General features: G+C 55.4%; 8 protein-coding genes. 5 read left to right on the forward strand and 3 right to left on the reverse strand.

Annotation, left to right across the window (positions count from 1 at the left end; translation table 11 throughout):
- The 3 genes from IIA05_10610 to IIA05_10620 form a co-directional block, all read left to right on the forward strand.
- Positions 1 to 1,353: hydantoinase/oxoprolinase family protein (locus IIA05_10610; GenBank protein ID MCH9027554.1), on the forward strand; the 1,353-nt coding region annotated here is incomplete at its 5' end.
- 12 nt (positions 1,354 to 1,365) lie between these two features.
- Positions 1,366 to 3,246, forward strand: a complete 1,881-nt coding sequence (locus tag IIA05_10615; GenBank protein ID MCH9027555.1) for a hydantoinase B/oxoprolinase family protein — start codon at positions 1,366 to 1,368, stop codon at positions 3,244 to 3,246.
- Between the two features lie 58 nt (positions 3,247 to 3,304).
- A complete protein-coding gene (locus IIA05_10620; protein MCH9027556.1) occupies positions 3,305 to 3,973 on the forward strand; it encodes a GntR family transcriptional regulator in 669 nt (222 codons plus the stop codon).
- 51 nt (positions 3,974 to 4,024) lie between these two features.
- Here IIA05_10620 and IIA05_10625 read toward each other — a convergent pair whose 3' ends face one another.
- Positions 4,025 to 6,469, reverse strand: a complete 2,445-nt coding sequence (locus IIA05_10625) for a TonB-dependent receptor (protein ID MCH9027557.1) — start codon at positions 6,467 to 6,469, stop codon at positions 4,025 to 4,027.
- Between the two features lie 287 nt (positions 6,470 to 6,756).
- On the opposite strand from IIA05_10625, the gene IIA05_10630 reads away from it, so the two are divergent.
- A complete protein-coding gene (locus IIA05_10630) occupies positions 6,757 to 7,239 on the forward strand; it encodes a VOC family protein (protein MCH9027558.1) in 483 nt (160 codons plus the stop codon).
- Between the two features lie 19 nt (positions 7,240 to 7,258).
- Here IIA05_10630 and IIA05_10635 read toward each other — a convergent pair whose 3' ends face one another.
- Positions 7,259 to 8,989, reverse strand: a complete 1,731-nt coding sequence (locus tag IIA05_10635) for a glycosyltransferase family 39 protein (GenBank protein MCH9027559.1) — start codon at positions 8,987 to 8,989, stop codon at positions 7,259 to 7,261.
- Positions 8,990 to 9,405: 416 nt separating this feature from the next.
- Here IIA05_10635 and IIA05_10640 point away from each other — a divergent pair, with 416 nt between their 5' ends.
- Complete coding sequence (locus IIA05_10640; protein ID MCH9027560.1) at positions 9,406 to 12,105, forward strand: EAL domain-containing protein; 2,700 nt, start codon at positions 9,406 to 9,408, stop codon at positions 12,103 to 12,105.
- On the opposite strand, the gene IIA05_10645 is transcribed toward IIA05_10640, so the two are convergent.
- Positions 12,102 to 14,543 carry an acyl-CoA dehydrogenase gene (locus tag IIA05_10645; protein MCH9027561.1) on the reverse strand — a complete coding sequence of 814 codons (2,442 nt, stop codon included), beginning with the start codon at positions 14,541 to 14,543 and terminating at the stop codon, positions 12,102 to 12,104. The genes IIA05_10640 and IIA05_10645 overlap by 4 nt on opposite strands.
- Between the last annotated feature and the right edge of the window lie 97 nt (positions 14,544 to 14,640).

Here is a 14,640-nt window from a genome sequence, read left to right on the forward strand (position 1 = left end):
GACCTGCAACTTCACGTTCTGCGTTCGGATGGTGGTTTGGCATCGGCTGCAGCGGCCGAAAATTTGCCGGTCAACCTGTTGATGAGTGGACCTGCCGGCGGCGTCAGCGGCGCAATCTGGATTGCTAAACAGGCGGGCTTTGACAACTTATTGACCTTTGATATGGGTGGTACCTCGACCGATGTCGCGCTCGTACAAAATGGCGTTGCCCAGCTGCGAAGAGAAACGACCGTCGGTGATATCACCGTACGCGCATCATCGATCGATGTGCGCAGCGTTGGCGCCGGTGGCGGTTCGATTGCGCATGTGCCCGAATTGACCAAGGCGCTGAGAGTCGGCCCACAAAGCGCCGGAGCTGATCCGGGACCGGCCTGTTATGGCCAGGGCGGTGATGAACCGACCGTTACCGATGCCAACATTACGCTGGGATATCTGCCCGCCGCCGCCCGTCTTGGCGGTGAAATGAATCTCGATCGCGAGCTGGCGGAAAAATCGGTGCAAAAAATAGCCGATGCGCTGGGGCTTTCACTGCGAAAGGCTGCCTCCGGTATGGTCGATATAGTCAACGAAAATATGGTTGGCGCGTTGCGACTCGTTTCGGTCGAACAAGGCCATGATCCTAGGGATTTCGCACTGATCGCTTTTGGTGGGGCGGGTCCGCTGCATGCGAATGCGCTGGGTCGATTGATGAATTCGTGGCCCGTTATTATTCCGCCTGGCCCTGGAGTTTTGTGCGCTTATGGTGATGCGACAACCAGGATTCGTGACGAAGCGTCGCGTACTTTTATCCGCCGTTTTTCAGACACCAGCAGCGAGGAACTGGTTACGATTCTTGAGCAGCTTGCCGAGAGTGCGGCGCAGTCACTCGACGAAGAAAACGTTCCCCGCGGGGAGCGAACCAACAGCTACCAGGTGGATGTACGCTACCACGGTCAGGGCTTGTCGTTGACCATCGAAGTCGATCTGGATGAACTGCGGAGCAAAGGTCTGGATGTCATTGCCGATGAATATGACCAGCGCCACGAGCAGTTATTTACCTTTGCCCTGGATGCTGACAAAGAGGTGGTCAATGTGCGCGCTGTGGTGCAGGGCGAGGCTACAATGGTTAAGGCGCCTTTGATCGAGTCGGGGGGTAAAGACGCGTCTGCAGCGATTATGGGGGCTGAAACCATCTTTGTTGATGACTGCGACCAGGAAGCCCGCATTTACGATCGTTCCAAAATCAAGGCCGGCAACAGGATCGCCGGACCTGCGATTGTCGTTGAAATGGATGCCACGACTTTGATATTGCCCGGGTACACGGGCGAGGTTGATAAACTTGGAAATATTCTGATCCGCCCGGATGAGAAATAGGAGAGTATGGGGATGACCGCCAAACTAATCGAAAGCACTCCGCAGCCTTTTAGCAGGATTGATATTGACCCGATCACGCTGGACATTATTGAGAATGCCCTGCGTAACGCGAGATACGAGATGGACGCCGTTTTGTTTCGTACGGCGATGTCACCCGGTATTCGTGAGCAGCATGACGAATTTCCCATGATCGCCAACGTCGACGGGAAAATGGTTGTCGGCCAGTTCGGTTCTTTTATATACGGCTTCCTCGAAGGTTTCGACGGGACGGTGGAAGAGGGAGATATTTTTCTGACCACCGACCCTTATTCGTGCAATGGCGCGGTCAGTCATGCCAACGACTGGTTGGTGTTGCTGCCTATATTCAAGGATGGTCGCCTGTTGGCATGGTCGGCGATGTTTGGTCATATGACGGATGTGGGTGGAAAAGTGCCGGGCAGTTTGCCAACTGACGCGACCAATATTTTTGAAGAGGGAATCATCGTTCCACCGATAAAAATCTATAAGAAAGGTGAGTTGCAGGAGGATATTCTCAATCTGATCCTGCATAACTGCCGGTTACCACATTGGAATCTCAGTGACTTCAATGCGATCGTTGCGGCTTGCCGTACGGCGGAAAAACGCTGCATCGAAATCGCGGACCGTTTTGGCGACGATGTTTTTTATTCGGCGATGGATGAACTGCTTGCGCGAAACCGCCGGGCGATGCGTCAGTTGATCATGAATACGGTGCCCGAGGAGAAGCAGTATTTCGAAGACTATGTCTGCGACGATGGCGTCGGCATGGGGCCGTACAAAATCGCCTGCACGATGTGGCGCGAAGGTGAGAAAGTCCATTTTGATTTCACGGGTACCGACCCACAGTCTATAGGTTCGATCAATTTCCTGTTAAACGAGGAAATGTTCAAAATGTTCTGCGGCGTGTACATGATCATGGTGTTTGATCCGCAGATCATGTTTAACGACGGTTTCTATGACCTGATGGAAGTCCATATTCCAGACGGCACATTGTTGAAGCCTCGCAAACCGGCGGCTCTTTCTTGCCGTACCCACGCGCTCGGACGGATTTTCGATGTTTTGGGCGGGTTGCTGGGCCAGGGCAATCCGGATTTTCTGTGCGCCGCAGGATTCTCTGACAGCCCCCATTTTATGTACTCGGGGTATGACAAGAATGGTGAGTGGTATCAGCTTTACCAGATCGGCTTTGGCGGTATCCCGGGCAAACCGTTCGGTGACGGGCCGGATGGACACTCGTTGTGGCCGAGTTTTACCAATGTTCCAAACGAATTTCTCGAGGCATATTTTCCTTTGCGCATCGAGATATATGAAACAGTGACCGATTCCGGTGGTGCTGGCACTCACAGAGGCGGCAACGCTATCCGGGTCGGCTACAGGTTCCTGGAGCCCGGTCAGATTTCAATCCATGACGACCGTTGGTTGACTTACCCGTGGGGAGTGAATGGCGGATTGCCGGGCAAGCGAAGTCAGAAAATTCTTCAACGTAAGGATGGGACCGAACAAATACTTCCATCGAAGTGTGATCGGATCAAAGTTGAGGTTGATGATTTGCTGCTATATGAAACCTGGGGCGGAGGAGGCTGGGGCGACCCATTCAAACGCCCGGTCGAAAAGGTCGAGTTTGATGTTCGTGCCGGCCTGGTCAGTGTTGCGGGGGCTAAAAGATATGGTGTTGTCATCAGTGATCGATATGAGGTGGATCAGAAGGCCACCTCCGTATTGCGCAAGAAAATGACGGCGGACCGTGGTGACACGAGCTTGTTCGATCGCGGTGGAACGATCGAAGAGTTGAAAGAACGATGTCTTGCAGAAACGGGTCTGGAGCCGCCGAAGAAGCCGGAGTTCCAGAAATGGGTAACTATCGGCCAAAGATGAAATCAATGGCATGTTAGTCTGCCTGTGCATTTATCGTTGGCGCTGAACAAGAGACGTCGTGAAAGCTGCAGAAAAAGTCTATAACGATCTGCGCGCCGGAATTATCGAGGCGCTGTATCCCCCGGGTGCGCGTATTACGGAGAAAGAAATTGCCGCGGCATCGGGTGTCAGTCGAACACCTGTCCGCGAGGCCATGAGGAGACTGCAAGCAGAAGGGCTGCTGGAGTTTGTGCCCCACCAGGGAGCCTTTGTCAAAACCTGGAGCGACGCGGACGCCGAGGAAATCTTCGAACTGCGGGTGCTTCTTGAACCCTTCGCAGCGCGCCGTGCGGCCAGCAATGCAACTGAGGATGAGATTGCGCAAATGAAATCTGCGGCTAAGGCGCAGTATGCTGAAGGCCGTGGCAGGGCGCATGGCTATCTGGAAAGAATCACGGATCTGAATGACCAGTTTCATAAATTGCTTTATGTCGCTGCGCGCAGCGAGCGCCTGAAATCAGTTCTTGGTGCGCTAAAAGACGCCCCTCTGGTATTCGAGACCTTCAGAGATTACACAGACGAAGATTTGCAGCGGAGTGCCCGGCATCATCTGGAAATCGTTCGGGCGATTGAGGCGCGCGATGGTGACTGGGCGGCATCCGTCATGCGCGCGCATGTGCAGGCTGCCAGGTTCACGCTGCAGTCGACGAAACAATCGCACTCGCAGCCGTCGTTGAAGCAGGCCTGAAAAGAAAACGCCGGCACATGCCGGCGTTTTTTCGTCAACAGTGACCGGGCGCTAGAAAGCATAAGTAAACTCTACGCCCCAGCGAGCCTCGGTTCCCGGATGAATAAATGATCCACCAAACTCTGGTGCCACGATCACTTCTTCCAGAAAGTTTTCATCGGTGATGTTGTTGCCGATCGCGGCCACCGTCCAGTTACCCGATCTAATACCCAACCTGACATCCAGCGTCTCGTAGCTGTCACGCCGGGTCCGGTCGTAGTTGCCAGTGCCTAAACCAGGGAAGAGGAAGGGATAATCGAACACGGTCGATGTCGTGTTGTTCTGCATCGTGTGAAACCAGGTGTCGCCAATCATCGTGTAGTAAAGATTGGCAAAGAAATCCATGTCTCCGCCGATTGGAAAATCGATCAGCGCAGCCAGGTTATGGTTGTATTCCGGCGTAGCCGGTGATTCGTTGCCCACAGTAATAGGCCGTGAACTGTTCGCTTCGATTTCACTGTCAATCCAGTTGAAGCCCGCGGCGAGTGTCAGCCAGTCGTTCAAAGACGCATCTATACCGATCTCGAAGCCATCGATACTAACGTCGTCAATATTTGAGACGACGCGTAGCAGACCAAAGGGTCCGACGAGGAATTCGAAGAACTGCATGTCATCGACATCGGTATGGTAATAGGCCGCCTGGAATCGTACACGACCGCCGTCCGCTGCAGACTTCACGCCGATCTCGAAAGCGCTGGAGGTCTCCTCGCGGAACTGATCGTCGATGACCAGGTTGAGCCCGAGTGGTTGGTTAAAAAACAGGTCGACGGTGGCAGAGCTGCCCTGGTTATTGAAACCGCCAGCCTTAAAGCCAACCCCCCAGCTGCCAAAAGCGGTCCACTGGTCATTGAAATCCCAGGTCAAACTGACCTTCGGCTGAAATTCATCGAAGGTCGCGCTGTTGTCGGCGATAACGCCCGATGGATTAATCGTCGGATCGAGACCGGGGTTGAGCGGTGCGCCCCCCAAAGAAAAGCCATCCAGCGTGAAATCGACATATTGGGTGGTTGGACCGACTGGCACCAAGTTGTGCACATCGCGTTTTTCCTTGTCGTAACGAAGTGCAAGAGACAACTCTACATCGTCCGACATATCGTATTGAAGCTGTCCGAATACCGCCCAGACATCGGTGTCAAACTGATCCCACACCAGCTGTTCTGTGGGGTTGGTCCCTGTCTGCGGGACAAACAGTGAGTTGGTAATCCCTTGTCCGGTATCGATGCCCAGGTTGACGCCGACTTCGCGGTCGATGTTCAGATAATAAAAACCAGTTTGCCACCGCATGCGCTGACTCGGGTCCGATGCGAGGCGAAGCTCGAAGCTCAGGTCCTTCTGGTTTCTCTCCTGGTACTGGGTCCCGTCGCAACTGGTCGGCGTATAGGGGCCGAAGATCGGGAAAAGCCCCATAAAGCTTCCATCCGACGGGAGCAACACCTGCGGCGGGGGAAGCGTAAAACCGGCATTGAATAAAGCGGTAGAGGTCTGGATGCAAGTCGGTTCGAAAAAGAAAAAACCGAACGCGCCACTGGTGCCATCGGCCGCGAGGGAGTTTTCGATGTTGCTGTAAAGCAGCCAGCCAGTCAGGCTCATGCCGTTGGCCAGTTCCTGATCGAATTTGGCCGACAGTTCGAGCGCTTCCTGATCGTTTTGCGGGTCAATATTTCCCTGGAACAGAAAATTGTGGGTATTGACGTTCTCGTGGAATAACTCAAAGCCCGGACCAAACGTTCCAAATGTTGACAGCGCAAATGCCGCGTTAAAGGTAATGGATGCAGCATCGACTTCACCGTAGCGAGCTTTCAGGTCGATTTTGAGATTTTCATTGGGGTGTAGCAACAGTCGGCCGTTGATGTTGAAACTTTCGAAATTATCAACGCCATTGCCGGTGTTAACGGTATTCCTGTAATAGCCGTCAGAGTTACGGAAATCAGCCTGCACGCTGAACTTCGTGTCACCGGCACCGGCCGGTCCCGCTATATAAGCTGAGACCACATTGGTCCCGTCGCCGGCAAAACTGGCCTTCAAAAGGGTTTCCATTTCATCGCCAGGTTCGCGAGTCGTGACCACAATAGCGCCAGCGGCCGCATTGCGTCCGTAAAGGGCGCCCTGTGGACCCTTGAGAACTTCAATTTGCTTCAGGTTGAGGTATTCGCGATTGAATGCAGCGGGGTTGCTCATCAGCACGCCGTCCACGATAAACGCGAAACTGTTTTCCGCATCACGCGACCCGTTCATGCCTCGAATATTGACCTGTGTATCCGCGACTTCCGCCGCATTGACCATCGATACGCCTGGTATCAGTCTGATGAAATCTTCCGCCCTGCTGATACCGGCACGCTGTATGTCCTGTTCGGTCAGTACGGTCACTGAGGCAGGAATGTCCTGCAAAGATTCCTCGATCCGGCGTGCGCTTACGATGATTTCTTCAATCGCGTTTGCACCGTCTTGTTGTGCCAAGACTGGTCCCGAGTAAAGGCCGAATCCGGCAATCAAAAGGATTATCGTGGAACCGAAAGCTCCATAGGCTTTATTAGATTTGGACATCTCGCACCCCCAGCTAGCTATGGCCGTGGCCAGCGATTGCGGCCACCAACGACATGAAGACCCTTTGGGTCGGTTTGTATACAATATAGTCTATATTAGGCCGATATACCTGTAAACTAGCACTTTAAACGACTAATTTGTATACAAATTAGGAAAAGCCCGAACCAAGGCTGGTATGTCGACCCAGGGCGCAAGGTGGGATGTTTTTGCAGTGGGTCGGCCAATTCCACGCGATAGATATTGCGAGTCAGATCATGCTCAAGAAAGTACATCATATTAATTTTCTGGTGAGCGACCTTGAAGAAGCATCGTCGCGGTACCGGTCCATTTTCGGTGTAGAGCCGGGCAAGATCGAGTTTTTACCCGAGCGTGGGGCGAAGGTCGTTCGGTTCCAGCTCGATAATGTCTGGATAATCCTGGTCCAGCCAACGGATCCTGGCGGTATGCCTGCCCGGCATCTGGCCAGCGAAGGCGAGGGCTTTTTCCTGATGTCTTTTGAGGTTGACGATATAGAAAGTGCATCCGCCTTAATCAAAAAGCAAGGCGGCCGCATCCTGGACAAGACGCCCCGGCATGGCCTGGATGACTGGAAAGTTGTTGATATCGATCCACGCGATACCTTTGGTGTCCGCTTGCAACTGGTCGAGTCGAGCGAAAGCGAGACGGGGGCGCATGAACTGTAAGCGCGCTGGCGCTTTGCGATCAGCGATTCTCAGGATGATCCGGCCAATACGGCGGATCGTAGAGAATTGCCGCTGATGAATCGCCATGTCCGCGGCAATCGTCCAGCACCGAGCGGCTGTCTGCAAGGTGCCAGCGGCGGCGGCTGGCAAACAGGGTTTGTTTTGCGAGGCTTTCGCTAAAACAACTTTTCCACAACTCCTGTTCGAGCAACAGGATCCGATCGGGTTTTTCGTCCAGCCAGGCGACGGCGTTATAAAGCTCCTGAGTGCGGGGAATGGTCTTGTAACCAAAATGGGTGACCGGGCGGGTGGCAAACAGCAGGAATTTCTCCTTGTAGCGGACCACGCCTAATTCCTGCTCCGGCCTGACGATCTCTTCGGCCGAGATCATCAGGTCGGAGCCGTTTTGCGACGCATTGCTCAGCGGTCCGAGCCACCAGCTGTAAACCATCCAGACCACGCCCATCATGATTGCGAACCCGGTTACCGCCTGGCGTACGCGACAGGCCAGAAAAATACTGAAACCGGCGACACCCAGGGTGATCAGCGGCGCCCAGGGCCGAACCAGGTAAATATTCTCGAGTTCGAGACCCCGTTCTGCGGCAAGCAGCTTGAAATAGATAACCGGGCTCAAGCTGGCGAGCGTGACTATAAGCGTCAGCAAAGCGGCCATGCGCCTGACGTTTTTTTGCTTTACCAGCTTGGCAAGGAACGGCGCGGCGGCAAGGGCGAGCGCCGGCAACAACGGGAATAGATAGAGGCCGCGCTTGTCTGAAGAGAAATGGAAAAACACCAGCACCAGGAGCGTCCAGCCCAGCAGGCAAAAGATGACGCTGTCACGCAGCCGGATACGCTCGCGCCATGCCGGGATCAGCCACGGCAACAACGCCGCCATCGGCATCCACAACCACGGAATAACTTCGAGCAGGTAATACCAGATCGGCTGGTTATGGCCCTCAATGGCGAAATAGCGTTGCACGGTCTGACCCCAAAGGACCTCATCCCGATAGGTAGCGAGCGCCGGATCGCCGCTGCCGGCAACCAGGACCAGCATCGGTATAAGCCAGGCGGAGAGGGTGGCGATCGCGATCAGGGGTCCAAGTGCCCAGCGCCAGCCGCCCGGTATCGGTGTACCCGCCCAGCGCCGATTCACGACATAGGCATAGGGAACAAAAAGCAGCCAGGGCAAAAAGCCGACGCCCTTGGTGATAACCGCCATTCCGGTCGCCGCGGCGCCAAGGTAATACATCCGCCAGTTCGGCCCGAGAAACATATGCCGTGCGAATCCGTACAGCGCAAGCGTCGTCCACATGACCAGCAAGGCGTCGATTTGCGCCGATTTCGCCTGCAATGGAAACTGAATCGTCAGCAGCAACAAGATGACCGCGGCGATACCGGTTTCCCGGTTCCAGATGCGCCGCCCAAGGTCGTAGACGGTCAGCATGATCACCAGCCCGGCGGTCAATGAAGGCAGTAAAAACGAGATGCGCAAAGACCCGGTAAGCCAGTAGAAAGCCGCAATACACCACATAAAAAACGGTGGCTTCTGCGCGTAGTATTCGCCGGCCCGTACCGGGAAGAACCACTGATTGTTGAGTACCATGTCACGCGCCATCAACGCATACCGCGGTTCATCGGGTGGCCATGGATCGCGCAGCCCCATTCCCGAAGCCAGTAGCAATAGCCCCGCTATGACGATGAAGAAGAGATCGCGCCGAATCAGGCTGACGTCATTTTGCAGGCTGGGCAATCGGGATACTCCTGTTCGGCGTGTAGTTTTTCTCGCAAAATGTATCAATAACTCTACCTTGTCGAACCGGCAGACCTGCAACTCAGCGCATGTTCGATCATAACTGATAAATTTGCGCTGATTTCAAGCATTCGACCAGCCATTCGGCATAGCCAATAAGACGTAGGGAGCCGAATCCTGGCGGCGGCAAGGGCAACAACCGGCTTTTTGCCCAGGTCTCCGACCGCAGAATATCCTCGGGCGCGCGCTAACCACCTGTGATGCGGTTGTTTCAGACCAAGGTACGGGCTATTTTCGAGATATAACATAACGTTAGCTTGCATTCCTCGGAATTTGTTGCACAATGTGCTGTAGGTACCGGATTCCAGGGAAGGGATTCGCAGGAGAGCCGCCAGAATACAAGAGAGGACTCCGGGATGAGTTCACCAGCAGGCGAGAAAGGCAAGGCACCTGAGCAGCGGGATACGAGCCTGTCCGGTATCCTTAGCCAATCCCAAAAACCCTCGGCCGGTCTTGATCTGCAATACGTCAAGGTTGCCGTCGATCTGCAAAACCTCAGTGCGGACGATGCTGACGAAAAACTTCAGGCCTGCCTCGATAATTTGCTCAAAGCCTCGTCAGTCGATACAGCATTCATCGCGTTGTTCGACGATCAGACCACGCGAATCGAGCGGCTGATCGTTTCGAAAACGGCTTTTTCGCAGAGTGCGGCCGAGGTCCTCAATGGCAAGGAGCTCGAAGAGCTTTCATGGTTTCGCGCGCGGCTGAGACATTTGCGGGTCGTCGAGATCGCGGACACGGCTAGCGTTGCCTCGAGCAATGCGGACGCGGCGTTCCTCGCCGAAAGACATATTGGTTCCATACTGATTACTGCTTTTAGCATCGGCGATCGTTTGGCCGGGATGTTGGGTCTTTGCATGGATTCCGCAAAACCCGATGGCTGGGAAGTTGATTACCACCTGCTCCTGAAACTGATCGGTACTTCGCTGGCGTGCGGCCTGGAAAAACTTACCCTGGCGCATCGCCTGGCGAATATCGAGGAATTGCGGGAGGTGTACGATATCTGTGCAAACGACGGTATCTGGGACTACGACTCGGCAACTCGGCAGCTCATTTTTTCACCACGCTGGAAAACGATGCTGGGCTATGCACAGGATGAACTGACGAACTCTCCGGACTGGCGGGACCTGGTGCACCCGGATGACCTGGGTCGCGTCCAGGGCGAAATGCGCGCTTATGTGGATGGACGCGCCGACCGTTTCGAGAGCACGCATCGCATGCGGCATCGCGCAGGCGGTTGGCGATGGGTGCATAGCCGTGTGCTCGCCCTGAGGACAGAAACAGGCAACGTACGCCGCCTGATTGGTGTCGAACTCGACATTACCCAGCGCAAGACCTACGAAGAAGAGTTGTTTCGCGAGAAAGAACGCGCGCAGATTACCCTGCAGTCCATCGGCGACGGCGTTGTAACCACCGATGAAAACAGTATCGTCGATTACCTGAACCCGATCGCGGAAGACCTGACCGGTTGGTCATTGGAGGACGCACAGGGTAAGAAAGTCGATGAAATATTTCGCAGTTTCCACGAAGAGACCTGCGAACCGCTGGAAAACCCGCTGGCAATGGCGATCAAGCGTTGCCGCCTGATAAAAACCGTCAGACCGACACTGCTGATCCGCCGCGATGGCAATGAGTTGTACATAGAAAGTACCGCCGCGCCGATCCGCAATGGCTCGGGTGACGTTAGCGGTGGCGTCCTGGTGTTTCACGACGTCAGTGAGTCACGCGAGCTAAACCGCAAACTCAGTTATCACGCCAGTCACGACATCCTGACCGGCCTGGTTAACCGGCGCGAGTTCGAGAACAAACTGGAGCGCGCCCTGAAAGCGGCGCAAAGCAGGGAAAAGTCCTACGCGATGTGTCATCTCGATCTCGATCAGTTCAAGATCGTCAACGATACCTGCGGGCACAGCGCCGGAGATGCACTGCTCGGCCAGTTGGGCGCCCTGTTGAAATCCAGAATCCGCTGGCGGGACACCGTGGCGCGACTGGGTGGTGATGAGTTCGGCGTGTTGCTGGAAAGCTGCTCGCTGGATGAAGCGATGAAGACCGCCGAAGACCTGCGCGAAACAGTCAAGGAATTCCACTTCGTCTGGGAGGATAGAACCTTCAGACTCGGCGTCAGCATCGGCATTGTGCCGATTAGCTCGGAAAACCAGGACGTGGCCGCGTTACTCAGTGCAGCGGACAGTGCCTGCGCGGCCGCCAAGGAGGCGGGGCGCAATCGCATCCACTGCTACCAGGAAAACGACATCGACCTGATGCGTCGGCGCAAGGAAATGCAATGGGCCGCGCGCATCAACAATGCACTGGAGGAAAACCGTTTCGAATTGTTCCGCCAGACGATAATGCCGCTGCAGGACAACGACACCGGCTCCCATTACGAAATCCTGTTGCGCATGCGCGATGAAAACGGGCACATCGTAACGCCTGATTTATTCATATCCGCCGCCGAGAGATTCGGCATCACGCCGGCAATCGACCGCTGGGTTATCGAAAATACTTTCCGCTGGCTGGTATCGGAAGCCGATGAGCGCGAGCGGCTGGCGATGTGCTCGATAAATCTGTCGGGCCTGAGCATCGGTGACGACAAGTTCTTGCCGTTCGTCACCGAACAGTTACAGATGAGCGGCCTGGATGCCGAAAAAATCTGCTTCGAAATCACCGAGACGGCGGCGATCGCCAGTTATTCACAAGCCAATCGGTTTATTCAGGCGCTCAAAGAATTCGGCTGCCGTTTCGCGCTGGATGACTTCGGAACAGGCCTGTCTTCATTTGGCTACCTCAAGCATTTTCCGGTGGATTTCCTGAAAATCGATGGCAGTTTCGTCAAGGAAATCCTGCACGACCCGATCGATCGTGAAATGGTTCGCTCGATCAATGAAATCGGTCATCTGACCGGCAAACAGACGATTGCCGAGTTTGCCGAGAACGAGGAAATCATCGCCATGCTCAAGGGCATGGGCGTGGATTATGCCCAGGGTTACGGTGTCTCCGAACCCAAGCGTATCGTCCGCGACACCGATGCAGAGATCGAAACCGGCGACTTGATTTAACCGGCCTGCGCAACCTCGTCTTCGGCAAGCGCCGCCGCTGTTCCCCCGGGGAATACATCGACCTGCAAGGCGTCATCCACAAGCTCGGCCGCTTCGCGGATGAGTTGAGCTTCCATATCGGTGATTACGCCGGCTTCGAGACCGGCGGCGACCGCCTCCTCGTAATCATAGGGAAAGACCTGCTTGCCGGTAGCATTCCTGATCTTGATTTCCAGCGGCTCGGAGTCGACGGATTTGCGAAATGCCAGTTCGACCCGACCGACCGGGTCGTCTTTTTTCAGGTTGATAAACAATCCCTCGGTGAGCCGGTCGCGCGCTGCGGAGGGTTCGAGCAGGATCGAAGCCACCTCGTGGCCAAGTTTGTCAGAGGCGCCCTTGGCTCGCCGTCCCAACGGGAGGACCAGCCAACGCATCAGGCGGCCGGCCAGCGACGATGGGAAATTGCGAAATATGGCGTCGAGGCGGTCTTCGATGATGCCGAGTGAATCCTCGAGTACCCATTGGGCCAGCACCAGGTCCTCTGGACAACGACCCTGATCCTCGTAGTGCTTGATAACCGCGGAACCAAAATACAGGTGGCTGAGAATATCGCCAAAGCGTGCCGACAGTTTCTCGCGGCGTTTGAGTTCGCCGCCCAGCATCAGCATCGCGACATCCGCAACAAAGGCGAATGCTGCGCTCATTCGCGACAGGCGCCGCTGGTAATGGGTCAGGGGGCCGATATCGGGAACGCTGACCAGGCGGGAGCCGCTCAGCGCGTCAACCACGGCGCGGACCGCGTTGCTGATCGTAAACCCGATATGCCCGAACATTGCCCGGTCGAAATCCCGCAGACCCTGTTTCGGGTCTTCGTTGGCAACGGCGAGCATTTCTGTCAGGACATAGGGATGGCAACGAATCGCCCCCTGGCCAAAGATAATCATGCTGCGAGTCAGGATATTGGCGCCTTCGACCGTGATCGCCACCGGTATGGTGCGATAGGTCGAGACCAGGTAGTTTCGTGGCCCGCAACAGACCGCGCGGCCGCCGTGGATGTCCATCGCGTCGTTCAAACACTGACGCATACCCTCGGTGTTGTGATATTTCAGTATCGCCGACAATACCGATGGTTTTTCCCCGAGAGCGAGTGCAGACGCAGTCAGGCAACGCGCGGCATCCATGCGATAAGTCAGGCCGGCGATTCGGGTAAGCGCTTCCTCGACGCCTTCGAAGCGGCCAATCGGGGTCTTGAACTGTTTGCGTATCCGCGCGTAAGCGCCGGTGGTCAGCGAGCACAGCTTGCCGGCCCCTGCTCCGAGCGCGGGCAGTGAAATCGCCCGCCCAACCGACAGGCAATCCATCAGCATGCGCCAGCCCTGGCCGATATATTCCTGTCCGCCGATAATCCACTCCATCGGTACGAAAACGTCGGTGCCGAAATTCGGGCCGTTGAGAAAGGCGCCGCCCGGGTTATGCCGGTCGCCGATCCTGACGCCAGGCGTGTCGCTCGGTATCAGCGCGCAGGTAATGCCCAGTTCTTCACGGTCGCCCAGCAAGCCATCGGGATCGCGAGCCTTGAATGCAAGGCCGAGTATGGTGCAGGCCGGACCCAGCGTGATATAGCGTTTCGACCAGTTGATATTGAAGCCCAGGACTTCGCGGCCTTCATATTCACCCTTGCAGACGATGCCGTAATCTGTCATCGCTCCGGCATCGGAACCGGCGTACGGGCTGGTCAAGGCAAATGCAGGTATTTCCTTACCCGCGGCGAGGCGCGGGAGGTAGTAATCTTTTTGCTTTTCTGTGCCGTAATGCATCAGCAATTCGCCTGGACCTAGCGAGTTTGGCACCATGACGGTAACCCCGGCGGCCAGGCTGCGGCTGGCGACTTTCATGACCACTTCCGACTGCGCCCTGGGCGAAAACTCCAGGCCGCCGTATTTTTTCGGAATGATCATGCCGAAAAACTTGTTTTTCCTGATGCAGTTCCAGGATTCTTCAGGCAAATCATTCAGATCATTGTTGATATGCCAGTCGTCCAGGGTTTCACACAGTTCGGCGACCGGCCCATCGATGAAAGCCTTTTCTTCATCGCTGAGTTCCGATACCGGAACATCCATCAGTTTTTTCCAGTCTGGCCGGCCACTGAACAAATCGCCATCCCACCAGACGGTGCCGGCGTCGATGGCCTCTTTTTCGGTGCTGGACATCGGCGGCAGAACTGAACTGAACCATTCCATCAGTGGCTTGCTCAGAATCATCCGCCGCAGCGGCCTGATATTAAGCGGAGCGGCCAGCAATGCGAATATGATCCACGGAATGACGCTGGTCTGTCCGCCGAGCCACTGTAAACCACCGATGAAAACAGCAGCGGCAACAGTCCATTGCCAAAGACTTGCGCGTAGATAGGCGAGCGCGATAGCTGCCACCGCGATCAGGATCCAAGTCAGGGCCGTCATTTCTTTTCCTCCTGGTTTTGGCCTGTGTCACACGCCAAAAATTAAACATATGATGCATTGCATCATAGCAGATATGACGCGGGCTTTTGGCAAAAGT

It is taken from the genome of Pseudomonadota bacterium, assembly GCA_022572885.1.
In the GTDB taxonomy this organism is placed as follows: Bacteria; Pseudomonadota; Gammaproteobacteria; order Steroidobacterales; family MnTg04; genus MnTg04.